This is a genomic window from Filobacillus milosensis (genome assembly GCF_004402015.1).
GTDB classification, from domain to species: Bacteria; Bacillota; Bacilli; order Bacillales; family Alkalibacillaceae; genus Filobacillus; species Filobacillus milosensis.
In genome coordinates this window covers 208,384-232,800 of sequence record NZ_SOPW01000004.1, presented here as the reverse complement: position 1 = coordinate 232,800, position 24,417 = coordinate 208,384, and the positions used below count along the sequence as shown (strand labels likewise).

The 24,417-nt window shown below is 35.1% G+C and carries 24 protein-coding genes; 21 read left to right on the top strand and 3 right to left on the bottom strand.

Features of this window, described 5'->3' with window-relative positions:
* The first annotated feature begins 5 nt into the window (after positions 1-5).
* Positions 6-563, top strand: coding sequence for a 16S rRNA (guanine(966)-N(2))-methyltransferase RsmD (rsmD, locus tag E3U55_RS05735; protein WP_134339394.1), 558 nt, complete (start codon positions 6-8; stop codon positions 561-563).
* 11 nt (positions 564-574) lie between these two features.
* Positions 575-1,054, top strand: coding sequence for a pantetheine-phosphate adenylyltransferase (gene coaD / locus E3U55_RS05730; protein WP_134339392.1), 480 nt, complete (start codon positions 575-577; stop codon positions 1,052-1,054).
* A gap of 22 nt (positions 1,055-1,076) precedes the next feature.
* On the opposite strand, the gene ylbJ is transcribed toward coaD, so the two are convergent.
* On the bottom strand, positions 1,077-2,294 hold the full coding sequence (gene ylbJ / locus E3U55_RS05725) for a sporulation integral membrane protein YlbJ (RefSeq protein ID WP_134339390.1): 1,218 nt from the start codon (positions 2,292-2,294) through the stop codon (positions 1,077-1,079).
* A gap of 143 nt (positions 2,295-2,437) precedes the next feature.
* On the opposite strand from ylbJ, the gene E3U55_RS05720 reads away from it, so the two are divergent.
* Both E3U55_RS05720 and E3U55_RS05715 read left to right on the top strand, forming a co-directional pair.
* Complete coding sequence (locus E3U55_RS05720; RefSeq protein WP_134339389.1) at positions 2,438-3,229, top strand: patatin-like phospholipase family protein; 792 nt, start codon at positions 2,438-2,440, stop codon at positions 3,227-3,229.
* Entirely contained in the window at positions 3,219-4,265 is a 1,047-nt protein-coding gene (locus E3U55_RS05715; RefSeq protein WP_134339388.1) for a SepM family pheromone-processing serine protease, read from the top strand. Before E3U55_RS05720 ends, E3U55_RS05715 begins: the two co-directional genes overlap by 11 nt.
* On the opposite strand, the gene E3U55_RS05710 is transcribed toward E3U55_RS05715, so the two are convergent.
* Positions 4,262-5,488: a nucleotidyltransferase gene (locus E3U55_RS05710; protein ID WP_134339387.1), complete on the bottom strand. Its 1,227-nt coding sequence runs from the start codon at positions 5,486-5,488 to the stop codon at positions 4,262-4,264. The genes E3U55_RS05715 and E3U55_RS05710 overlap by 4 nt on opposite strands.
* Positions 5,489-5,645: 157 nt before the next feature.
* Here E3U55_RS05710 and E3U55_RS05705 point away from each other — a divergent pair, with 157 nt between their 5' ends.
* From E3U55_RS05705 to E3U55_RS05690, 4 genes are all read left to right on the top strand, one after another.
* The gene (locus E3U55_RS05705; RefSeq protein ID WP_134339386.1) at positions 5,646-6,185 is read left to right on the top strand and encodes a YceD family protein; all 540 of its coding nucleotides are present in this window, start codon (positions 5,646-5,648) and stop codon (positions 6,183-6,185) included.
* Positions 6,186-6,237: 52 nt separating this feature from the next.
* Positions 6,238-6,411, top strand: coding sequence for a 50S ribosomal protein L32 (rpmF, locus tag E3U55_RS05700; RefSeq protein WP_134339385.1), 174 nt, complete (start codon positions 6,238-6,240; stop codon positions 6,409-6,411).
* A gap of 332 nt (positions 6,412-6,743) precedes the next feature.
* Entirely contained in the window at positions 6,744-7,508 is a 765-nt protein-coding gene (locus E3U55_RS05695) for an enoyl-CoA hydratase/isomerase family protein (protein WP_134339384.1), read from the top strand.
* Positions 7,509-7,576: 68 nt separating this feature from the next.
* Positions 7,577-8,056, top strand: coding sequence for an RsfA family transcriptional regulator (locus E3U55_RS05690; RefSeq protein ID WP_407644097.1), 480 nt, complete (start codon positions 7,577-7,579; stop codon positions 8,054-8,056).
* 61 nt (positions 8,057-8,117) lie between these two features.
* On the opposite strand, the gene E3U55_RS05685 is transcribed toward E3U55_RS05690, so the two are convergent.
* Entirely contained in the window at positions 8,118-8,591 is a 474-nt protein-coding gene (locus E3U55_RS05685; RefSeq protein ID WP_134339382.1) for an N-acetyltransferase, read from the bottom strand.
* 147 nt (positions 8,592-8,738) lie between these two features.
* Between E3U55_RS05685 and E3U55_RS05680 the strand changes: the two genes are divergently transcribed.
* From E3U55_RS05680 to spoVE, 13 genes are all read left to right on the top strand, one after another.
* Positions 8,739-9,596 (top strand): 2-dehydropantoate 2-reductase, encoded by an 858-nt coding sequence (locus E3U55_RS05680; RefSeq protein WP_134339381.1) that lies wholly within the window; start codon positions 8,739-8,741, stop codon positions 9,594-9,596.
* Between the two features lie 10 nt (positions 9,597-9,606).
* A complete protein-coding gene (locus tag E3U55_RS05675) occupies positions 9,607-9,978 on the top strand; it encodes a DUF3397 domain-containing protein (protein WP_134339380.1) in 372 nt (123 codons plus the stop codon).
* 87 nt (positions 9,979-10,065) lie between these two features.
* Complete coding sequence (gene bshC, locus E3U55_RS05670; RefSeq protein ID WP_134339379.1) at positions 10,066-11,688, top strand: bacillithiol biosynthesis cysteine-adding enzyme BshC; 1,623 nt, start codon at positions 10,066-10,068, stop codon at positions 11,686-11,688.
* 172 nt (positions 11,689-11,860) lie between these two features.
* Positions 11,861-12,292 (top strand): division/cell wall cluster transcriptional repressor MraZ, encoded by a 432-nt coding sequence (gene mraZ / locus E3U55_RS05665; RefSeq protein ID WP_134339378.1) that lies wholly within the window; start codon positions 11,861-11,863, stop codon positions 12,290-12,292.
* A gap of 17 nt (positions 12,293-12,309) precedes the next feature.
* Positions 12,310-13,284, top strand: a complete 975-nt coding sequence (gene rsmH, locus E3U55_RS05660; protein ID WP_134339377.1) for a 16S rRNA (cytosine(1402)-N(4))-methyltransferase RsmH — start codon at positions 12,310-12,312, stop codon at positions 13,282-13,284.
* Between the two features lie 2 nt (positions 13,285-13,286).
* The gene (gene ftsL, locus E3U55_RS05655) at positions 13,287-13,664 is read left to right on the top strand and encodes a cell division protein FtsL (protein WP_134339376.1); all 378 of its coding nucleotides are present in this window, start codon (positions 13,287-13,289) and stop codon (positions 13,662-13,664) included.
* Positions 13,665-13,679: 15 nt separating this feature from the next.
* Positions 13,680-15,902 (top strand): penicillin-binding transpeptidase domain-containing protein, encoded by a 2,223-nt coding sequence (locus tag E3U55_RS05650; protein WP_134339375.1) that lies wholly within the window; start codon positions 13,680-13,682, stop codon positions 15,900-15,902.
* A gap of 100 nt (positions 15,903-16,002) precedes the next feature.
* Positions 16,003-17,931, top strand: a complete 1,929-nt coding sequence (locus tag E3U55_RS05645; RefSeq protein WP_134339374.1) for a stage V sporulation protein D — start codon at positions 16,003-16,005, stop codon at positions 17,929-17,931.
* 82 nt (positions 17,932-18,013) lie between these two features.
* Positions 18,014-19,483, top strand: a complete 1,470-nt coding sequence (locus E3U55_RS05640) for a UDP-N-acetylmuramoyl-L-alanyl-D-glutamate--2,6-diaminopimelate ligase (RefSeq protein WP_134339373.1) — start codon at positions 18,014-18,016, stop codon at positions 19,481-19,483.
* Positions 19,484-19,487: 4 nt separating this feature from the next.
* The gene (locus E3U55_RS05635; protein WP_134339372.1) at positions 19,488-20,828 is read left to right on the top strand and encodes a UDP-N-acetylmuramoyl-tripeptide--D-alanyl-D-alanine ligase; all 1,341 of its coding nucleotides are present in this window, start codon (positions 19,488-19,490) and stop codon (positions 20,826-20,828) included.
* Between the two features lie 20 nt (positions 20,829-20,848).
* A complete protein-coding gene (gene mraY / locus E3U55_RS05630; RefSeq protein WP_134339371.1) occupies positions 20,849-21,835 on the top strand; it encodes a phospho-N-acetylmuramoyl-pentapeptide-transferase in 987 nt (328 codons plus the stop codon).
* The gene (murD, locus tag E3U55_RS05625) at positions 21,835-23,181 is read left to right on the top strand and encodes a UDP-N-acetylmuramoyl-L-alanine--D-glutamate ligase (protein WP_134339370.1); all 1,347 of its coding nucleotides are present in this window, start codon (positions 21,835-21,837) and stop codon (positions 23,179-23,181) included. Before mraY ends, murD begins: the two co-directional genes overlap by 1 nt.
* Before the next feature lie 56 nt (positions 23,182-23,237).
* Positions 23,238-24,341 carry a stage V sporulation protein E gene (gene spoVE / locus E3U55_RS05620; protein WP_134339369.1) on the top strand — a complete coding sequence of 368 codons (1,104 nt, stop codon included), beginning with the start codon at positions 23,238-23,240 and terminating at the stop codon, positions 24,339-24,341.
* Positions 24,342-24,417 lie beyond the last annotated feature (76 nt).

Genomic DNA, 24,417 nt, shown 5'->3' with positions numbered 1-24,417 from the left:
ATTAAATGCGTGTGATAGCAGGAGAATTTAAAGGACATCCTATTAATGCCGTGTCTGGTCAAAAAACACGACCAACCACAGATAAAGTGAAGGAATCGTTATTTCAAATCATAGGTCCTTTCTTTGAAGGAGGAAGAGCTCTTGATCTATTTGCCGGTAGTGGAAACTTAGGGATAGAAGCTCTTAGTAGAGGAATGGATCGCGTCACTTTTGTTGATCAACAGTTTCAAGCGATTCAAACGATTAGAGAAAATGTTAAAAAATTAGAATTAAATAAACGTTGTGACATTTATCGTAATGATGCATTTAGAGCAATTAAAGCAGCGGGAAAACGGAAAAAAACGTTTGATTTTATATTTTTAGATCCACCATATGGAAAAGTACCATTTATGAAGCTATTTACGGCTTTAACTGAATATGAGCTTTTAGAAGATGGTGCATTAATCATTTGTGAACATTCTCAAGAAGAACAATTGCCAGATTCTTTTGATAGTTATACAATGTTAAAGCGTGAAGAATACAGTTCATTGACACAAATAACTATTTATCAATTTTCTAAGTAGGGGGAGCTAGCATGCCAAAAACAGCAATCTGTCCGGGTAGTTTTGATCCAATTACATATGGCCATTTAGATATTATTCGCCGTGGGGCGAAGATTTTTGATCATGTCATCGTAGCCGTTTTCAATAACCAATCTAAATCTCCATTGTTTTCTGTGGAAGAAAGGCTGGAGCTTATTAAGGAAGCAACAAGTGATTTACCTAACGTAAGCTGTGATGTCAGTCAGGGTTTATTAGTTGATTATGCTAAAAGTAAGAATGTGGATGTTATTTTAAGAGGTTTACGAGCTGTAAGTGACTTTGAATATGAAATGCAAATCACATCTATGAACAGAAAACTAAACGAAGAAATTGAAACGTTTTTTATGATGACAAATAATCAATATTCATTCCTGAGCTCAAGTATTGTAAAAGAAGCAGCGAAATATAAATCAGATGTTTCAGACCTGGTTCCAGGTGTCGTTGCACAAGCATTAATTGAGAAATATAAATAAGGGAATTAGAAAAAGAGCCGCACTAGGCTCTTTTAATTTGTGCAAATAGTATTAAACATCCAATCAAAAGTGAACCAAGTGAAATCCATTGACCGTATTGTTCTAACCATTGCCATAAATCCATCCAAAAATATGTGGGTAAGGTTTGTTGTTCAGAATCTACAGTAATATCATAAGGCGAATACGCGTTACGGTTTAAATATAACGGTTTAAACAAAATAATTGTTAGCCATACAGAAAAGAAAATGTGTAGAATTCTGGCGAAAAAGTAAGGTGCAAACCGAATATCTGTATTTGATAATATACTAGCAACCTGTGCCTGTATTGAAAAGCCATTAAAAGCAAGTATTGCGCTAACAAATACTAATTGCACCAATAAAGTTGTATGTTCTGTTTGAGAAATCATTTGAGCACCTAATGTAATCTCAAATAACCCAGCTATGAATGGTAAGGATAGATCAGGTGGAATGGATAATACATTAAATAGTTGCCCAATAGCTGCAGCTACTTTAGTTGTTACACCGGTTAAAAAAAGTAACTTATTGATCACCGAAAATAAAACAATAAATCCTCCAATCAACACAAGAGTTTGTATGGAAGAACTGACAGCTTGTCCTAGAATTTTACCCAATGGTTCTTTTGATTTCATGCGTTCATGGTGAAGGGTTGACCAAGCTCTTCTTAAAAATGATGTCTTAATTACTCTTTGTTCTCTATAAGAATAATCCTTATATTTATAAAATCTCATACATAAACCAACTAATACTGCCCCAATATAGTGACTACTTGCAAGCAGTAAACCTGTTTTTGCATCATGAAAAAATCCTACGGAAATCGCACCAAATATAAATAAAGGGTTTGAAGCATTTGTGAAGGATACAAGTCGCTCAGCTTCAGTTTGGGTTAACACACCTTCTTGTCTTAACCTGGCAGAAATTTTCGCCCCTGAAGGATAACCACTGGCTAGTCCCATACCTAAAACGACCCCTCCAGCCCCAGGGATATTAAATAGAGGTCTCATTAATGGTTCTAAAAGCATACCGATTAACCTTACGATACCGAATGCCAATAGTAATTCAGCTACGATGAAAAAGGGTAATAAAGAAGGGAATACTATTTCTAACCATAAATTTAAACCTCTGATTGAGGCTTCAAACGAATCATCAGGGTATATAATAATGGCAAGTGCCAAAAATATTGTGCTAATCGTATAAAGAATTGTCCGGACTTTATCGATCACTAATCTGCCTCCTAATCATGAAGATGGCTGTACGAATAGAACATCAAATAGTAAAATATAATGATAACGAACTTCTTATACACTATACGCAAGATAGTTGTTTACTTATGCATAGATGAAATAATTTTGACAGGAGGGAGCCTATGAGCCGACCAAAAATAGGTTTAGCCTTAGGTTCTGGAGGAGCTAGAGGATTTTCTCATTTAGGTGTTATTAAAGTATTAGAAGAACATGGGATTCCAATAGATTATATTGCTGGAAGTAGTATGGGGGCACTAGTTGGTGCTTTCTACGGATCTGGTCAAACTGTGGAAAACATGTATCAATTAGCCCTTACTTTTAAACGGAAATATTTTATGGATATTATTGTACCTAAGATGGGCTTGATTCAAGGGGATCGAATCAAATCCTATATTAGTATGTTTACATTTAATAAAAAGCTGGAAGAATTTAAGATTCCCGTTTCAATTGTGGCAACAGATGTTTACAACGGTGAAAAGGTTGTTTTTTCTGAAGGAGATGCAGCAACTGCCGTTAGAGCCAGTATTTCTATTCCAGGGGTTTTTGTTCCTGTAAAAGTTGGTGACCATTTACTGGTTGATGGTGGTGTAATAGATAGAATTCCTATTTCTGTCGTAAAAGACATGGGAGCAGATATCGTTATAGCGGTTGATTGCTCAAAGTTTGAGAAAAATACTGAAGTGTACTCAATATATGACATCATCATGCAGAGTATTGATATCATGCAAAATGAAATTACAAATTATCGAATGGTTGATGCAGATATCATTATGCGTCCTGAAGTTTATTCATATAGTTCAAGGAATTATTCTCAAATTGAAGAAATAATCTCTAAGGGGGAAGAAGAAGGAATAAAGCATATCGATCAAATAAAAAATGTAATAGCAGATTGGAAGGGTTCAGATGCAAATTAAACGGAAACAGCTTATTTTCTTTGTCATATTATTAGGACTTATATTTTTCTTAACAAGTTATAAATTAGATTATTACATCTATCAACCAGGTGGTATATATGCATTAGATGATGTGGTGGATGTTGAAGGTCATTTTGATAGCGAAGGTGAACTCCATTTAGTCACTGTTCGAGGTGGGCAAGCCACCCCTATATATTACTTGTGGGCAAAAATTAGACCTTTTTATCAAATCTATGATTTAGAACAAATTCGCCCAGAAGGTGTTAGTCAAGAAGAGTATATGGAAACACAAATTCATTTTATGGAAACATCACAAGAAGCGGCAACGGTAGTGGCATATAAGGCAGCTAATAAGGATATCACAATAGATTATAAAGGTGTCTACGTAATGGCTGTTGTAGATAGTATGCCAGCTCAAGGCCATTTAGAGCGTGGAGATCGTATCATTGCAATAAATGGTCAAGATGTCACTTCTGCTCAAGAAGTATTAGATATAATATCTCCTCTAGAAAAAGGAGAAAGCATCGATTTAACCGTAATCCGTGAAGAAGAAGAGGTTGAAAGAGAGATTAATGTTAGTTTTGCGCTGGGATCATTTCCAAATGACCCTGATCGTGCAGGGATGGGTATTTCCCTTGTGACAGATCGTGATGTTTCCGTGGAACCAGAGATTGAATTTGACAGCGGTGGTATTGGCGGACCAAGTGCAGGATTAATGTTAACTCTGGAAATTTATGATCAGTTAACTTCTGAAGATATTACAAAAGGATATCAAATTGCAGGAACAGGTGAAATTGATTACGATGGAAATGTTTATCGAATTGGTGGAATTGATAAAAAGGTAGTTGCAGCTGATAACGAAGGAGCAGATATTTTCTTTGCCCCTAATGAAGAGGGACGGGAAGGTTCTAATTACCAAGTAGCTAAAGAGACTGCTGAAGAAATTGGAACAGATATGAAAGTAGTTGCAGTCGATACTTTTGAAGATGCTTTAAATTATTTAAATGAATTAGATGAAAAAGAGACAGGAAATTAAATTCCTGTCTCTTTTAATATAATAGGTCCTGTTAATTCCTGCGATTTAAATACTTTTTTGACTGATGAAGGTAACGGAGAGTAATAAGCATTAGTTGCTCTTTCTTCAATGTCCAACATTGAATGGTTAAACTGTTGGATGTTCGATATTAATGGTACGTCAATATCCTTTTTAATCGATTGAATATATGAACGTCCTTTATCAGTCATACCCAAAATTCTAACGTAAGGTGATTGGTTTATAGATTTATAAGTTTCAATCTCTTCTTTTGTGGTATTTGTTAATAAATGTGCAAACATTCGTTGTATACGTGTCCATGTGTAACGCTTTGTTTTTAATAATTGCATCCAGTGTTCAAAAGATTCAGCTTCTTGAACTGTTTGTTTTAACCGATATTCAAGACCTTCAATGACTCCATGAATAGACTTAAGCTCATCCAGTGTTCGAGTTTGTACGAGTAATTGTAAGAATGGGAAATAATCTTCCCAACTATGCCAGCGTCCGCTTGAATGCATGTAATTGTTAAGCTGTTCCACAGTGGCAGTTGGAAGAGCATTTCGAGCATTTGATGTCATGGACTGTTGTTGAAGTATTTCTTTTCGGATGCTTGTCGCACTTGCAATATCATGTTCGATCTTTTCATCGTGATAACCACTCTTAGTTCGTTGAATCGTTTCAGGTTTTATTGAAGCATTCAGTTCTTTTACAGCTTTAACATAGCTAAAACCTAAAATATTGTTCGGTTGGCTTAAATCAACTTCACCTGAAGTTAAATCAATTGATTCATAAGCTTTTTTACTTGCTTGAGGGAAAGACAGACCTTCATCTAAAAATTGATGAAGTTTTGATTCAAACTGTTTTTCATTTTGTATATAATGATGATAGCCATTTATAAAAGGTACTATATTCCCTGCTTCACTTCCGAAGCATACATGGTCGACATTTAAACTTGATAATGTTAAGATGGCACCTCGTGCAAATAAATCAGCATATTGGACAGCATAAACATAAGGTAATTCTAAAACAATATCTACACCACTTTGTAATGCTGCTTTTGCGCGATGAAACTTATCAATAATGGCCGGTTCACCACGTTGTAAGAAAGAACCGCTCATTACTGCTACCATTACATCAGCTTGAGTTTCTTCTTTAGATTGCTGGAGATGGTACACATGACCATTATGAAACGGATTATATTCGACAATTAAACCACATGCTTTCATGAATGACACCGCCTAATTAAATATTCTATAATCTAATTTAGAAGGAACTAAAGATAAAATCAAGTTTATCTGTGTTTAATTTTGTGGTGTTAAGAAAAAATATTGACAAAAGGTTAATTTCCTTTTACAATAACTCTTGTTGCCTTGAGGTGATACTATGAATTTTTCCTTACAAAAAATTAAAAGAGAAGCACCATATGATTTCAGTGAAACAGTTAATGTTAGTGGACTGGAGCGTATGGAAAATGATATTAGAGAAATCAATGATGTTAAAGTTGATGGTGAAGTAAGCGTATCTGGAGAAACGTTTACATTTCGCTATTCTATTAAAGGTACCATGACGTTACCTTGTGCAAGAACATTAGTTGATGTTCCTTATGATTTTACAGTACAGGCTGTTGATCAATTTACTACTGTAGAATACGCAGCTAAAGAAGATGAAGATATTCATTATATTGATCAAGAATTGCTTGACTTACTGCCTTATATCGAGGAAAATATTCTATTGGAAGTACCCATTAGAGTTTACAGTGATGAGGCAACGATGGATAACATCATTTCTGAAGGAAATGGTTGGGATCTTCTTCAAGAAGATGAGCATGAAGACTTAAAAGCTAAAGATGAAGAAGAAGAAAAACAGAAGGTGGACCCTCGTTTATCTTCATTGAAAAACTTTTTTGATGACAAAAACGATTAATGTTAGTGATCCTTTATAAATGTTTGGATCAACTTTAAGGGAGGTGTAACACATGGCAGTACCAAAGAGAAGAACTTCTAAAAAAGTTAAAAACCAACGTCGTACGCATAAGAAATTACATGTACCTGGCATGGTAGAATGTTCAAATTGCGGTGAATATACAAAACCTCACCACGTATGTAAAGCATGTGGTCAGTATGATGGTAAAGAGGTAGTAGAGAAATAAGGAAGAGATGTCTCAGAATTGAGGCATCTTTTTTTATAGTCCTTATAAATATTTAAAAAGGAATTTCTTTGTTGTCATTTAATGAAAAATAAATTGGATAAGTGAGCGAAAGGCGGCCACTCCTGCGGGAACAGCACGAGCCGAAAATCACGCGGGATGCACCTGCGTCTTCTAGTAACGCTTCGCAGTATGCTTCCTCGGTGCAAAGGTGCAATGGAGATTATTCAAAGATGTTCCTTCGTTGAGGCCGTGCCCGCGGAAAGCGTCCGCCTGTAGCTTTAATAAATAAAAATTATATTTTATTAAAGCATTAAGAAAAGAGGTACGTGTATATGCCTAAAGTTTTATATGATGTATCGCCAGATGGTTACGCTGTGATTACGATTAATCGACCAGATAAGTTAAATGCCATTTCCTTATCTGTGGTGTCAAAGTTAAATGATATTTTAGATCATATAAATGTTGAATCATTAAAGTTTCTTATTATTACAGGAGCTGGGTCAAGGTCTTTTTGTGCTGGTGGAGATTTGAATGATTTTCACGGTGAAATGTCTGCCGATGAAGCCTATAACTTACTGAAACCCATGCAAGAAGTGTTATACAAATTAGCTACCTTACCTATTCCAACTATTGCCTGGATGAACGGATTGGCTCGTGGCGGAGGTTTAGAAATTGCATCAGCATGTGATTTTAGATTCGCAACCAATGCTGCTAATTATGGATTTATTCAAGGTCAACTTGGGATTTCGACTGGCTGGGGTGGAGGAACATTATTATATGAACGAATTCACCCGCAGCAGGCTTTTCAATGGATGATTGAAGCTGATGTGAAAGATGTACAAGAATTAAAAGAAATAGGATTTATTCAAAAAATCATTACTGAAGAAACGATCAGCTCTCAACATGAATTATTAGCTCCTTTTTTAAATCGGTCATTTGATCAAATGACATTATGGAAACAACAAAGACTATCTAAGATGTCTTTAGACTCACTAGCTATTCAAATGGATAATGAAGTAAAGGCGTGCAGTCAATTGTGGGTCAGTGAGGAACACAAGGAAGCTTTAAAACAATTTTTCAATAAAAATAATAAGTAATTCTTCTAACCCCTTTAGTTATTGCATAGAGTAATATTAAAGTTAATAGAGTTAAGGGGTGTATAGTGATGTCGACGAGACAGGATGCATGGTCGAAAGATGAAGACTTACTTCTTGCTGAGACAGTATTACGTTATATAAGAGAAGGAAAAACCCAAATGAAAGCGTTTGAAGAGGTTGGTCATCGTTTATCTCGAACTCCACAAGCGTGTGGTTTTAGGTGGAATGCTAATTTAAGGAAACAATATCGTCAAGCGATCGATTTAGCCAAGCAAAGTAGAAAAAAATTAAATGATCAAACGGTTTTTACTTCTCAACCTAAGCAGATAAGTCCTTCTGAATATCCGAGATTACAAGCATTTGACGAGGTTATTAATCAACTTGAACAGCTAAAAGGTGATTATTATAAACGAGATACTCATACTTTGAGGCAATCGGATGGCTTACATAATGATGAACTGAGACAACAATTGGCTCAATATGAAAAGATTATAGATGATTTTTATGAGAAAATCACAGAGGTTAAGCGAAATCTTCAACACAAATAAAAAATCTCTTCCATCTACAATAAAGGTGGAAGAGATTTTTGTGTGCATTAACAGAATTTTTTTAATTATTTTTTTCGTCTACGCCTTTAGGCATCCAAATAAATGGGTTCTCTCCAAAGTCTCTTTCCATTTCATAAGTGGCAGGTTGAAAGCCCATCTTCTCCCAAAAGCCCTGAGAATTGATTCTTGCATTTGTTTTGATCGGTAGCTCGAAGCTTTTAGCAAACTCAACTAGCTTTTGACCAAAGCCTTTATGTCGATAGTTTTCTAAAACTTCCAGTTTCCAAAGCTCTAAATAGTCTTGTTTAGGATCAAAATAAAAATCGTATTTTTGATTAACTTGATAAAGACTCATTCGAGCAACTAACGAATTTCCGTAATAAATACCGAAAAATGGGGATTCGCTATTGTTTTCAATCATATTGTGCTGTAACTCTTCAAACATTGATAATTCTTGAATGCCGTACTCTTTAAATTTTTTGAATTCCTCTAGCGTTTTAAAGTTTATTAACAGTCTTTCTACTTCCCCTGACATGAACAATGCCCCCTTAGTTATGCTAATATCATTATAATATAAATATTTTTCGTTGAAAATGAAAGCACTAATATAAATTATTCGACAAGAATCTTCTATTCATACAATTTTTTGATAAAATAAAAGAAAAGGTAGGGAAGGTGTCCTATGAATATTGGGGTAATTGGATTAGGTTCAGTGGGTTTATTTGTTGCATCTCAATTGTCTGAAAGTCATAATGTAACGGGATATTGCAGACGAGATCGTCAACGACAAAGTATTCTAAAGAACGGAATATTGGTTGATCAAAAGCCTTTTCATATTGATGTTGAACTTGTAGAAAATATTAAAAAGCATGACTTATTAATTATTTGCGTGAAGCAACCCCACATTGATAATCTATTGCCTGTACTTAAAGAAGTATCTGAAACAACAACATTTCTTTTTTTGCAAAATGGATTAGGTCACATTGAAAAAGTCTCTGTTGAATTAAAAAATATATTAGTTGGTACCTGTGATTACGGTATTAGTAAATTAGAGGACCATTCAATCAGTTTAAAGGGAGCGGGGCTAATCAGAATAGCTTCTGTTGCCGATAACAATGACATAGCAATTCGTACTGCTAATCAACTGAGTCGTGACGTAATAAATGTTGAATTCGCTTCTAATTTATCACAGGTTTTGCATGAAAAGTTAATTGTTAATAGTGTTATTAACCCACTTACTGCGCTTTTCGAAGTGAAGAATGGTGAAATCTTAACAAATGATTATCTAAAAGATATAGCCCATCAATTATCTCATGAAGCGGCGTTAGCAATGAAGATCGATTCAAACCATGCATGGTCATTAGTTCAGAAAGTAGCAAGTCAAACTAAAGAAAATCATTCATCTATGCTAAAAGATATTCAACAAAATAAGCAGACGGAAATTGATTACATTAACGGATTTATTTTAAAACAATCTCAAGAGACACTACCGTCCCATTCGCTCATATATCAATTAATTAAAGCTAAAGAAAATATTTAAGGAGTTCACTATGGATTTACTGTTAACATTAGTGGCTATTCTAGCAACTATACCTTACATCTCATTTTTTATTCTGTTTTTCGTACTTAAAAAAGTAACTAATCAGGCTACGCGTTCAACTAAAATTGCTGCAGATTTGTCTAGTGTCTTTTTTATAATTGCAGTTAATGCTTTGCTTTATCTCATATTTGAAAATTCATTTCTTACATGGACGATTATTACATATATGTTAGCCATCATAGCAGTCATAACTATCCAGTGGAAGAATGAAATTGATATAAACATATGGCAAGCAGCTCGAATAGTTTGGCGTGGAGGGTTTATTTTGCTTGCATTAAGCTATTTGGTATTAGTTCCAATTGGTATCTACCTAACTTATTGAAACAGATGATGTGAATTATTAGTAAGAATTAGATAAAATACTAATCAGAGTGAAAAACGTGATACATAGATAAAGGTAGGTATTAACATGAACGTTCAGTCGATCTCATTAGATAATCAATCAGCACTTATATCTGATTATAGAAATAGAGAAGAATCTATTTATACTCAATTTCATTATGACCCTTATCATTTAAGTAATTTCAAAAAACGTTATGAATATTTGTGTCAGCAGGCTTATAAACGTGAAGAATTGGTTCAGGTATTACTTACTCAAAATCACAAATGGGGAATGGACCAACATGTTAAAAATAATATTGAAAAGCTCAGAGATTCAAAATCAGTTGTAGTCATTGGAGGTCAACAAGCCGGTATTTTAACTGGACCTCTCTATACCATCCATAAGATTATTTCTATTATTCTTCAAGCAAAAGAACAGAGTGAATACTTACAACAACCTGTTATTCCTGTTTTTTGGATAGCTGGAGAAGACCATGATTTTGAAGAAATTAATCATGTATTTAATTATGAGAATCAGAGGTTGAACAAGTATAAATTAGACGCAAAAGATTCTGAGAAGACACCGGTTTCTAACCGTATACTTAATCAAGATGAATTACAAAAATGGATTAAGGACTTATTCCAATCTCTGCAAGAAACAGAATACTCTTCGGATTTATATCGTTTATTAATTGATTGTATAGATGGTAGTGACACTTTTGTTGACTATTTTGCTCAACTCCTTAATCGATTATTTAAGGATACTGGCCTCGTATTAGTCGATTCAGATGACGAGGGCTTAAGGGAGTTAGAAAAAGATTATTTTATCCAAATCATCAAAAAGCAAGAAGAAATTTCAACTTCTGTCGTTCAAGAATTAAATACACAAGCAGAAAAAGGTTATACCATTTCTCTTGATGCATCGGCAGAAGATGGTCATTTGTTTTATCACTTGAATGGAGAGAGACAATTATTAGAGAAGCATGGAAACCTTTGGATAACAAAAGATGAACAAATCAAATTGTCTCAAGAAGAATTAATCCAAAAAGTGAACGACGAACCGTATTGTTTTAGTAATAATGTAGTTACGCGTCCAATGATGCAGGAAATGGTTTTTCCAGTTCTTTCTTTCGTTGGTGGACCTGGTGAAATTGCCTATTGGTCTGTACTAAAGCAAAGTTTTGAAGCGGTGGGTCTCCAATTTCCGATTGTTACCCCAAGGTTGTCATTAACTCTATTAACACCTAAACACAAACAACGGTTAAATCAATTTGGTTTGAGTCTAGAGAAACTTTTTCATCAGGGAACCAATCAGTACAAAATGAATTGGTTAAAACGCCAGACATCAAAACCAGTGGAAGAACTGATTGCTCAAATGAAAAGGGAAGTTTCAAAACTACATGAACCTATTCAGGATGTAGCTTATGAAATACAAGATGATATCGGCGCTTATGCTAAGTCGAATTTAAACATTCTTCATGATGAGTTAGATACATTAGGTAAAAGGATGTCACGAGAAATTAAACGTAAAAACAATCAAACTGTTAGTTATTTAGATGAATTGAACAGTTTTTACTACCCTGGCCAAGGGTTGCAGGAAAGAGTGTGGAATATCGTATATTTTATGAATGAATTTGGGATGGATTTACCTCAAAGGTTGTTAAATGTTCCACCTAGATGGGAACAAGATCACATAGTGGTAGAATTGTAACCACTCAGTCACCACCATCCCCCACCTTAAATTTATATTTAAAAATGTTGATGTAACACGCATTCAGGTTAATCCTGGATGCGTGTTTTTTAATTTTTTTAAAAAAATTAAAAAATGAAGTGGTAGAAAGTGGGGGAATGTGGTAAACTAATGAAAAAGTGGGGCGAAGTCTATGTTCATGGGTGAATTCCAACATAATATAGATTCAAAGGGACGAATTATTGTTCCTGCTAAGTTCCGTGAAGGACTTGGCGATTCTTTTGTTTTAACCCGTGGATTAGACAATTGTTTATTTGCATACCCACAAGAAGAATGGCGAATTCTAGAAGAGAAGCTAAAGAAATTACCTTTAACTAAGAAAGATGCACGAGCCTTTACAAGGTTTTTCTTTTCTGGAGCCATTGAATGTGAAATTGATAAGCAAGGGCGAATTAACATTCCATCTCCGCTAAGAAATTTCGCGGACCTTGAAAAAGAATGTATCATTATTGGGGTATCAAACCGCATTGAATTATGGTCGAAAGATAAATGGACAGACTACGTTGAAGAGTCTGAAGAGTCTTTTGCTGAGATTGCGGAGAATATGATGGATTTTGATATTTAAAACGAAGAGGTGCCAGTATGTTCGAACACTACAGTGTGTTGAATAATGAAGCAATCAAAGGTTTAAACATCAAAGAAGATGGCATTTATGTGGACTGCACTTTAGGGGGTGCAGGTCACTCGAAACGAATTGTTGAACAACTATCTGATAATGGAAAGTTGATTGCTTTTGATCAAGATTTAAAAGCAATTGAATATGCAAAAAGTGAACTAAGTGACTATGAAAATCGTTTAACTTTAGTACATGAAAATTTTGCTCACTTAGATGAGGAATTAAATCGATTAGGTATAAAAGAAGTTGATGGCATCATATTTGATTTAGGTGTTTCATCACCGCAATTGGATGAAGCTAAAAGAGGTTTTAGTTATCAGTATAACGCACCATTAGACATGCGAATGAATCAAGACAGTGATTTAAGCGCTTATCAAGTGGTGAATGAGTGGGCTTTTGAAGATCTGGTAAGAACTTTTTCTAAATATGGAGAAGAAAAATTTGCTAAACAAATTGCCAGAAAAATTGAAAAGGCCAGAGAGACTAAGCCAATTGAAACAACATATGAGCTTGTGGATTTAATTAAGGAAGGGATACCTGCTTTTGCGAGAAGAAAAGGTGGGCACCCTGCTAAAAGAGTCTTCCAAGCTATTCGTATAGCTGTCAACGACGAGTTAAATGTATTCGAACAAGCGTTAGATCAAGCTGCAAAAAAATTAAGTATTGGTGGAAGGATTGCAGTCATTACTTTCCACTCATTAGAAGATCGAATTTGTAAGCAATCAATGAAAAAGTGGAGTACTGGTCCAGATATTCCTAAAGATATACCAATCATGCCAAATGAAGTACAACCACCATTTAAGTTAATTACAAGAAAACCAATCTTACCAAATGAAGATGAATTAGAAGAGAATAGAAGGTCACGCTCAGCTAAATTGAGAATTGCTGAGAAAGTTAAAGAATGGGAAGAGCAATATTCAATGGATAGAAGGAGGAATTAATCATGGCGGCAGAAGAAATTAGAAAGTATTCTATGGTACCTGAGAGAAAAACGTATCAATCACCACCTACCCCAAAGAAAAAACAACAACCACTAAGAAAATCATGGTTTTCTAAGGGTGAAAAAGTTTTATATTCGGCTGGTATTATAATTGTAGCCATCGCTATGATTTTTACAGTTCAATACTCGTCATCGATTGATACCTTAAACCGTGATATTCAGCAAGTTAATCAAAACATCACGCATTATCAATCTGAAAACACTACATTAGTTGCTGAGGTAAAAGAAATGAGCAAACCAAGTCGTATTTTGGCAATTGCTGAAGAACATGGTTTAAACATTAAGAACGCGAAAGTTAAACAGGCATCTCAATCTAATTAAGGTGTGTCGGGGAATATGTCAAAAATTAATCAGAAAAGTGTAATGTCTATCATGCTCGTTGGTATATTTACACTAATATTTATGCTAATAATCGGCCGTTTTATGTACATCCAAATTACTGGTGAAGTACAATCGGTCGATTTAATTAATTTTGCTGATAAATTTAGAGATTCAAACAGTGAACTAGAGGCAGAACGTGGTGAAATCTTTGACAAAACAGGTATGGTATTAGCAGGCAATAAACCTAGTTATGATTTGTACGCGATTGTTGATGAGGAATATACGGGCAATTCCTCGAAGCCATTACATGTCGAAGATTTCCAAAAAACAGCGGCGAAATTGGCACATATTATCGGTTTAAATGAAGCTAGAATTGTTGAAATACTAGAAGGTGGAAAATTCCAAGTTGAATTTGGTCGTTTTGGAAGTAATTTAACAGAGGAGAAAAAGCAAGAGATAGAGTCGTTAGAATTACCAGGTCTATATTTTGATAGTGGACTACAGCGATACTATCCAAACGGTTCCTTTGCTTCACATGTGTTAGGCTTTACAGAAGAGAAGGTTAACGAAGAAACACAGAAGGAAGAAATCGTTGGCGCATATGGTGTTGAACAAGAGTACAATGAACAATTAAAAGGCGAGAACGGTTATATCCGTTTTAAAAGAGATAAGTATGGATATAAATTGTTAAATGCTGAAGAACAGGTTCAGCAGCCTAAGGATGGAAACGACATTTATCTGACTATTGATCAGAAAATCCAGACATTTTTAGAAGATGCGATGACAACTGTTGATGAAAAATATGAGCCAGAGAAAATTATCGGGATTGTTATGGATCCTGATACGGGTGAAGTATTAGCGATTAGTAATAGACCAAGTTTTAATCCCAACACACGGGAGAACATTCAAAACTGGTACAATGATGCCATATCGTATCCTTTCGAACCAGGTTCAACTATGAAAATATTTACACTTTCTGCAGCAATCGAAGAAGGTGTTTATAATGGGTCAGATACTTACCAGTCCGGTCGATATAGAATTAATGAGAATTACAGGTATATCAGCGATTATAATGATAAAGGCTGGGGCGTCATTACTTATGATGAAGGTGTACGTCATTCATCAAACGTAGCCTTTGCTAAAATACTATGGGAACAGCTTGGTCCTGAGAAATATTTGGAATATCTTCATGCGTTTCAATTTGATCAAGCAACAGGGATTGATTTGAAAGGGGAAAAAATAGGGACGATTTCTTATAGGTACCCAATGGACCAAATCACAACGGCGTTTGGTCAGAATTCAACGTTTACACCAATTCAGATTATGAAAGCTGCATCTGTATTGGCCAACGAAGGTAAAATGGTTAAGCCTTTCGTAACGTCTCATATCAAAAATCCTAATAACCAAGAAATAGTTTTTGAAAATAAAACTGAGTATGTAGGAAATCCAATATCACCTGATACAGTTGAAAAAGTAAAAGATTTATTAGAATCAACAGTCGTGTCAGAGGACGGTACAGGTAAAAAGTTTCGTCTAGAGAACTTTTCAACGTTTGGCAAAACTGGTACAGCACAAATGCCTAATCCAGAAGGTGGAGGCTACATGGATGGTGCTGATAATCTATTATATTCATTTATCGGTATGGCACCTAAAGAAGACCCGGAGTTAATGATGTATGTAGCTGTTCAGCGACCTAAAATTGATTATAGTTTTTATGGATCTGATACAACGTCATACATTTATAAAACTGTCATGGAAAACAGTCTTCATTATTTAGAAGTAGAACCTGACCAAGATGCCGAACAGACTATTAAATCAACAAAATTAGAGGACCTTTACAAACAACCGACTAAGCAGGTAGTTAGTAGGTTAAAAGAACAAGAGTTTAAAGTAACAGTAGCTGGTAATGGAGATCAAATTGTAGATTCAACACCAAAAGAAGGTGATACGGTATTACGAAACAAACATATCATCTTACAAACGAATGGCGAGCCAACCATGCCAGATGTCTCTGATTGGACTTTGAGAGAAGTATTATCTCTGGTAGAGTTACTTGAGATTAAGGTTGACTTCCTTGGAAAAGGTTTTGTTATTAAACAAAATATTCCTGTCGGATCAAAACTGTCTAATGACAGTCATTTGATTGTAGAACTAAAGACTAAAACGGAACAACAAACGGATCAAAACGAAGAGGAGAACTCGGAAAACCAAGATACAAATCAATCATCAGATGAATAGCTTTTATAGAAAGCTTTTTAAGAAACAGTGGTCTAATTTAATACGTTTTTTCATAGTTTTAATACAAGCATAAGGATTATGTGCAAAGGAGAATGACACATTGAGACGAATTGCTGCAGTAACTGTGAAAAGACGTTTGACTACTGTTTTTTTATTAATTGCTTTATATTTTATTATCATGCTCGGTCGATTAGCCTATGTTCAGTTAATAGGCAGTGAGGAGATTCTGGCAAAAGCTGAGGAATTATGGAGTCGAGATATTCCTTTATTTGCTGAAAGAGGGAAAATCTTAGATCGAAATGGTGAAGTTTTAGTGGACAACCAATTAGCGCCAACCTTAGCTGTCGTTCCTCGTCAGATTGTAAACCCAGAAGAAGTTGCCAAAAAATTAGCAGATATAATACCAATTACTGAAGAAGAAGCGCTAAAGCATTTAACGAAAGTGGCCGCAGTAGAAATTATTCATCCTGAAGGTAAGAAGCTGTCTGAAGAACAAGCTGACCAAATAAGAATGCTAAACGAGCCTGGAATTTATCTAGCTCAAGATTCAAAAAGATTATATCCTCATGATGAACTATTAGCTCATGTCTTAGGCTTTACTGGGATTGACAACCAGGGATTAATGGGCCTAGAAGCCAGTTATGATGAGGAACTGAAAGGTGATCGCGGTGCTCTTTCTTTTTTCTCTGATGCAAAAGGAAGAAGGTTGAATCAATTATCTAACCGTTATAGCCCACCTGAAGACGGTAATCATTTATCCCTTACAATTGATGCAGAAATTCAATCAATCGTTGAGCGTGAATTAGATATTGCTCAGGCAAAGTATGATCCTGATGGAGCGTTAGCCATAGTTATGGATCCAGATAATGGACAGGTATTAGCGATGTCGAGCCGACCAACATTTCATCCGGCTGAATATCAATCTGTCGCGCCAGAAGTGTATAACCGTAACTTACCCGTATTTAGTACTTATGAGCCTGGATCTACATTTAAAATTGTCACTTTAGCCTCGGCGTTAGAAGAAAATCTGGTTGACTTAGACAAAGACACTTATTACGATTCAGGACATATTAAAGTAGGAGGCGCTAGAATTCGATGCTGGCATAGTGGAGGCCATGGCAGTCAATCTTACTTAGAAGTTGTTCAGAATTCCTGTAACCCAGGCTTCGTTAATTTGGGGCAAAAATTGGGTAAAGAGAAGCTTTTCACTTATATCCGTGAATTCGGTTTTGGACAAAAGACAGGAATTGATCTACAAGGAGAAAGTAAAGGAATATTATTTAAGGATGAACAAGTAGGTCCAGTTGAACTTGCTACATCAGCTTTCGGTCAAGGGGTTTCTGTCACCCCTATTCAGCAAGTGACTGCTGTCGCTGCTGCAATTAATGGTGGATATTTATATGAGCCATATGTGGTTAAAGGTTTAATTGATCCTGCAACAGGGGAAGTAATTGAGAGTAAAGAGCCTACACTTAAGGAGAGAGTAATTTCTGAAGAAACCTCTAGCGAAGTACGTCGAGCGTTAGAAACTGTTGTAGCAAAAGGGACAGGTCGAGGTGCTTATTTAGATGGTTATCGAGTCGGAGGAAAAACTGGTACAGCACAAAAAGTAGGACCTAATGGACGGTATTTAGAGAATAACCATATCGTATCATTTATTGGCTTTGCTCCTGCAGATGACCCTGAATACTTAGTTTATATTGCGGTGGATAATCCAAAAAATACAATTCAATTCGGTGGTGTAGTTGCGAGTCCTATTGGTGGAAAGATATTAGGTGATATTTTAAGGAAAAAAGATGTACCTAAGCGTGAAGGTGGTTTAGAAAAGGAATATCAGTGGCCAGACTCTCCAAAAGTGGAGGTTCCAGGTTTAGTTGGAGAAGATATCAAAAAGCTAAGAACCTACTTGTATGATTTGCGATTAGATGTTCATGGAGAAGGCGACACAGTGATATCGCAATCTCCTAGTCCTGGGGAAAAAGTAGAATCAGGTTCTATAATCCGAGTCTATTTAGGAGACCCGAACTAAATCTAAATCTTTCGTATTTATACAAGCTAAATTTTGCTATAATAACTATGAATGTAAATAAGTGTTGAAGGTAGGAGATGCCATGTATTTACATGAGCTTTTAGAAGACCTCAAGATCTACAACACAGCAAACATTCCTACCAATCTTTTAGTTGACAACATTGAAATGGATTCTAGAAAAGTAAGTAAAAACTCTCTTTTCGTTTGTATCAAAGGTTTTAACTCAGATGGTCATGACTTTATAGGTGAATCTGAAGAGCATGGAGCATGTGCCATTATTGCAGAGCGTCAAATCGAGTCAAGTTTACCTGTTATTTATGTCCCTAATACTGTAAAAGCTTTAGCTTTACTAGCAAATCGCTTTTATGGTAATCCAAGTCAACATTTAAATATTATTGGGATAACAGGGACGAACGGTAAAACGACTATGACCTATTTATTAGATGGAATTTTTAAAGAATATGGTCACCAGACAGCGGTTATTGGAACAATAGATATGAAGATCGGTAACCAGACTTTTCCTATATCTAACACAACCCCAGATAGTTTATTTCTGCATAAACATTTAAATCTGATGTTAAAACAAAATATAGATACCGTTTTTATGGAAGTATCTTCTCATGCATTACATTTAGGTAGAGTCTATGGTATACAGTTTAATACAGTTGTGTTTACCAACCTAACTCAAGATCATTTAGATTATCATTTAAATATGAATGATTATGCTTATGCTAAATCACTGCTGTTTTCTCAGTTGGGTAATGATTATAATCAACAGAAAGTAGCTGTTATTAATATTGATGATCGATATGCGGAAGTAATGGAGCGGGCAACATCGTTTCCTATTATCCCATATGGATTATCAGACGAGGCTTTTATTAAAGCGAAGAATTTAGAGCTGGGTGCAAAGTATTCTTCTTTTGAAGTCGTCACACCCCAAAATACATTTAGTATTAAATCGAATATGGCGGGCAAGTTTAACGTATACAATATGTTGGCAGCAATTGCGGTGGCATACCATTACCGTATACCAATTGAGGTAGTCAAAAAATCACTACAGCTTTCGAAAGGTGTTCCTGGTCGATTGGAATATGTTGATGTAGGTCAAACCTTTCCAGTGATTGTTGATTATGCCCATACACCTGATTCTTTAGAAAATGTATTAGAATCGTTAAATGAAATCAAAAAAGGGAAAATATTAACCGTCGTTGGGTGTGGGGGTGACCGAGATCGCTCTAAACGGCCCAAAATGGCTAATGTATCGATGAAGTATAGTGACTTTTCCTACTTTACATCTGATAATCCCCGAAGTGAAAAGCCCCAGGCCATATTAAAAGATATGACTGGTCACTTGAATGATAAGCGATTCAAAGTCATCACCGATCGCAAACAGGCCATTAAACATGCAATCATGTCAGCTTCAAAAGATGACATTGTTTTAATTGCAGGAAAAGGCCATGAAACCTATCAGGAAATTGAAGGTAAACGATACCATTTCGACGATCGAGAAATCGCCAAAGCATTTTTAGAAGATCGAATAAGGGAGACTTAAAATCATGCAGAAATTTAACTTGAATCAATTAAAGCAATTATTCACGAATTATTCAGGCAAAATTGATGAAAAGAATATATTCGAGGTGTTTACTGACAGTCGCAAACAAGTTAAAAATGGATTGTTTGTACCGATTATTGGGGATAAATTTGATGCCCATGAATTCATACCTGAAGCCATAAAAAATGGCGCAGTGGCTATCCTTTCAAGTCGTAGATACCTTGAGGGAGTGGAAGATAATTTTCCAGTATTTTATGTAAATGACACAACTGAAGGTTTACAACAATTAGCTACATTTTACCGGGAACTAATTAATCCAATTGTCGTTGGAATTACTGGTTCTAATGGTAAAACGACTACTAAAGAAATCGTAGCTAATTGTTTATCTTCCACCTATAAGGTCTGGAAAACTCAAGGTAACTTGAATAATCATATCGGATTACCAATGACAGTATTAGATATGGATGTGAATACCGAGGCATTAGTAGTTGAAATGGGAATGAGCGCGTTCGGTGAAATTGAATTATTATCAAATATAGTGAAGCCTGATTACGGTATTATTACTAATATTGGTGAATCTCATATTGAACACCTAGGCAGTCGTGAAGGTATAGCAAAAGCTAAATTAGAAATCACTTCAGGCTTTAGAGAAGAAAGTGTGTTAATTATTGATGGTGATGAACCTTTGTTAGAAGGCCAACATACTAAGAATAATTTAACATGTGGCTTCTCTTCAGACAATGATTATATTATAGAAAACATAAATCAAGGAAATGAATCTACTTCATTCCAAATCAATGATCAATCAATAGAGATTCCATTATTAGGGAAACACCAGGCAAAGAATACAGCTTTTGCTTATGCGTTGTGTAAATGCTTAAATTTAGATACTGAAAAGGTAATCAACCAACTTCGACATATTGAATTACCTTCAATGAGATTTGAACAACTAAAATCTAAACATGGTTTTACCATAATTAACGATGCATATAATGCTTCATCAACATCGATGATTGCATCAATAGATGTACTAAAACAAATGAACTTCATTAAGAAAATTGTTGTATTAGGGGATATATTAGAGCTCGGTGATTACGCCATATCCGATCATGAGAGAGTTGGACAAGCTATCGATTCTAACATTGATGCTGTTTACACAGTCGGTGATGTAAGCCGTCACATTTTGAATGGATTACCATCAGGCTTCAATGGAGAGAAAAAACACTTTAACGATAAGACTACTTTAGCAGATTATTTAGAAAAACAAATTGACGAAGATACCGTTATTCTATTTAAAGCATCACGTGGTATAGAGTTAGAAAAAGTCATTGATCAATTAAAATAATGTGAAGGGAAGGGAACACCATGCCTCAATCTGTACTAATCATCACGATTAGCATAGCGTTTTTATTTTCAGTAATTATATCTCCACTTTTAATCCCCTTCTTAAAGCGATTAAAATTTGGACAAAGTATAAGGGAAGAAGGACCAGAATCTCACAAGGCCAAATCAGGGACCCCAACTATGGGCGGAGTTATGATTATATTATCTATTATTTTTGCATCCTTATTTATGGTTTGGAAATATGAAATGGCTAATATGACAAGTGAATTTTTTATACTTTTATTCGTGTTAATAGGTTACGGACTTATAGGATTTTTAGATGATTTGATAATAATAATTAAAAAGAGAAATTTAGGATTAACGTCTAAACAGAAGATGTTAGGTCAACTATTCATTGCTATAGTGGTTTATGTTGTTTTACATAATAATGGTTATGACACAACAATCACTGTACCCGGTACCGATTTATCTGTTGAATTTGGCTGGTTCTATAGTGTATTAATTTTAGTCATGTTAGTAGGAGCATCAAATGCTGTAAATCTTACAGACGGTTTAGATGGTTTAGTTGCAGGTACAGCGTCAATCGCTTTCGCTGCATTTGCTGTTATCGGCACGCATCATCATGTAGATGCAGAGATCACTATTTTCTCGTTAGCAGTGGTTGGTTCACTATTAGGGTTCCTTGTGTTTAATAGTCATCCTGCTAAAGTATTTATGGGAGATACCGGTTCATTATCTATTGGTGCTATATTAGCTACAGTAGCCATTTTAATGAAATTGGAATTGTTACTGATCATAATTGGTGGAGTGTTTGTTATTGAAACTTTATCGGTTATGATGCAAGTCACTTATTTTAAATTAACTGGTGGTAAAAGGATCTTTAAAATGAGTCCATTACACCACCACTATGAACTCTCTGGTTGGTCCGAATGGCGTGTTGTTATAACGTTCTGGCTAGTTGGAATTCTTTGCGCTGCAATTGGATTGTTTATTGAGGTGTTCGTATAATGAAGACATTACAAGATTTTGATTATCAAAACGTATTGGTGCTGGGCCTGGCACGTAGTGGTGAGGCAGCAGCCCAATTATTATATGATAGTAATATCAACTTTAAAATTAACGATTTAACACCTTTGAATGAAAATGATATTGCAAAACGATTTCATGATTTAGGAATTGAGGTCATTACAGGCGAACATCCATTTTCAGTGTTGGAAGAGGTTGATTTAGTCGTCAAAAACCCTGGAATTCCTTATCATCATGAGTTAATAAAAGAAGCTGAAAGAAGAGAAATACCAATCATCACAGAGGTTGAATTGGCTTATTATCTAATAGATGGTCCAATTGTTGCCATCACAGGGTCGAATGGTAAAACTACTACGACCACATTAATTCATGAAATACTCAACGCAGCTGGACTTAAACCGTTAATCGCTGGAAACATTGGAAAAGTCGCATCACAAGTAGCACGCGAGCAAAATGAAAATCAGCCAGTAATAATGGAGCTATCCTCTTTTCAATTAAAGGCAATTAACGAACTCAAGCCAGATATAGCAGTGTTATTAAACATTACCGAAGCCCATCTCGATTACCATAAAACTATGGGTGATTATATACAATCAAAAATGAATATTAGTAAGAATCAAACGAGTGAAGGTTTGTTTATTTACAATGAAGATGATTTAATCGTAGCTAATGCTGTTCGTTTAACGGACGCTACTTTAATGCCATTTTCTTTAAAAAAGGAAAACAGCAATGGTGCTTATATGTATAAGGAAGCTCTATACTATAAAGGCGAAAAAATAATGGACCGAAAAGATATTGCATTACCTGGCGACCACAATTTAGAAAATGTACTAGCATCTGTAGCAGTGGCTAAATATTTCAATGTTAAAAATAGTGTAATCACACAAGTACTTAAAGCATTTACTGGCGTCAAACATCGCTTGCAATTTTTAGGTGAAGTACAAGGCTGCTTAGTATATAATGATTCGAAGGCAACAAATATAAAAGCAACTTTAAAAGCCATTCAAGCTTTTCAGGAACCAATTGTATTAATTGCAGGTGGATTAGATCGTGGGAATGAATATGATGAACTGATCCATGCGTTTGATTATGTCAAGCATTGTGTAACTTATGGTGAATCGGCTATGAAAATAAAAGAAGCTGCATTGCGTAACCACTACACAACTATTACAACAGTAGATAATTTAGAACAAGCGACTATTAAAGCTTTCCAACTGAGTGAGGAAGGAAATATTATTTTATTTTCTCCTGCTTGTGCAAGTTGGGATCAATTCAAATCATTTGAAGAACGTGGAGACATGTTTATTGAATTGGTGCATAAGTTTTAATAGGGGCTTGTCTACTATTAGCCCCGACTTCAATAAGGAGTTAGGGGTGTTTTTTTATGAAAAAAAATGAGTCAAATCTTGATTATGTGCTGTTAACAGCTGTTTTAATACTTTTACTTATTGGAGTTGTGATGGTTTACAGCTCTTCTTACGTGTGGTCAGAATACAAATTTGGAGATGCTTTTTTTTATTTAAAGCGACAATTATTATTTGCATCAATAGGATTAATTGGTATTTGGGTAATGGTTAAAATTCCTTATTTTAAATGGGTGAATTTGGCTGTAACCATATACATTGTCTGTCTACTCCTCTTAGTAACTCTATTTATTCCTGGAGTTGGAATGGTTAGAGGGGGAGCTAATAGTTGGATTGGAGTCGGTGCATTTAGTATACAGCCAAGTGAATTTATGAAATTAGGTTTGATTCTACTATTTGCAAAACTTTTACCACAAAAGCAACATGATTTACCTTTTTTAATGAAAGGTTTCTTTCCTATGTTAGCTCTAATTGTTTTGCCATTTGGCCTGATTATGCTTCAACCAGATCTAGGTACTGGGCTTGTACTCGTTCTAACGGGTATGCTGCTATTATTTGTTTCAGGGGCTAAAATCAGTCATTTTGTCGGTTTAGCTATGCTGGGTTTGGTGGCTTTAGCCGGGCTAATTATTTCTGCACCATACCGAATAAATCGTATTCAGGCTTTCTTAAACCCTTGGGAAGATCCTTTAGGTGACGGTTTCCAAATAATACAATCCTTATATGCCATAGGTCCTGGTGGTTTAATGGGTTTAGGTTTTGGGAATAGTATGCAGAAGTATTTTTATTTGCCCGAGCCACAAACAGATTTTATATTTGCTGTAATGGCTGAAGAGCTAGGGTTAATAGGCGGGGCATTTATACTTGGATTATTTTTCATAGTTGTTTGGAGAGGGATTTTAATTGCTTTGCATGCTCAGGATTTATCAGCATCACTGTTGGCATTTGGTATAACATCTATGATTATGATTCAAGTCATGATTAATATCAGTGTAGTGATAGGATTAATTCCTGTTACTGGTATAACTTTACCATTATTAAGTTATGGAGGATCATCGTTAACATTAACACTATTATCAATTGGTATATTGTTAAATATCAGTCGTTATGCGACAATAAAGTAAAAATAAGTTCTTTGTCACATTAAAGACTTAATTATAATAATAAATATTCTAGTGAATATAATAATTAATCTTCAAA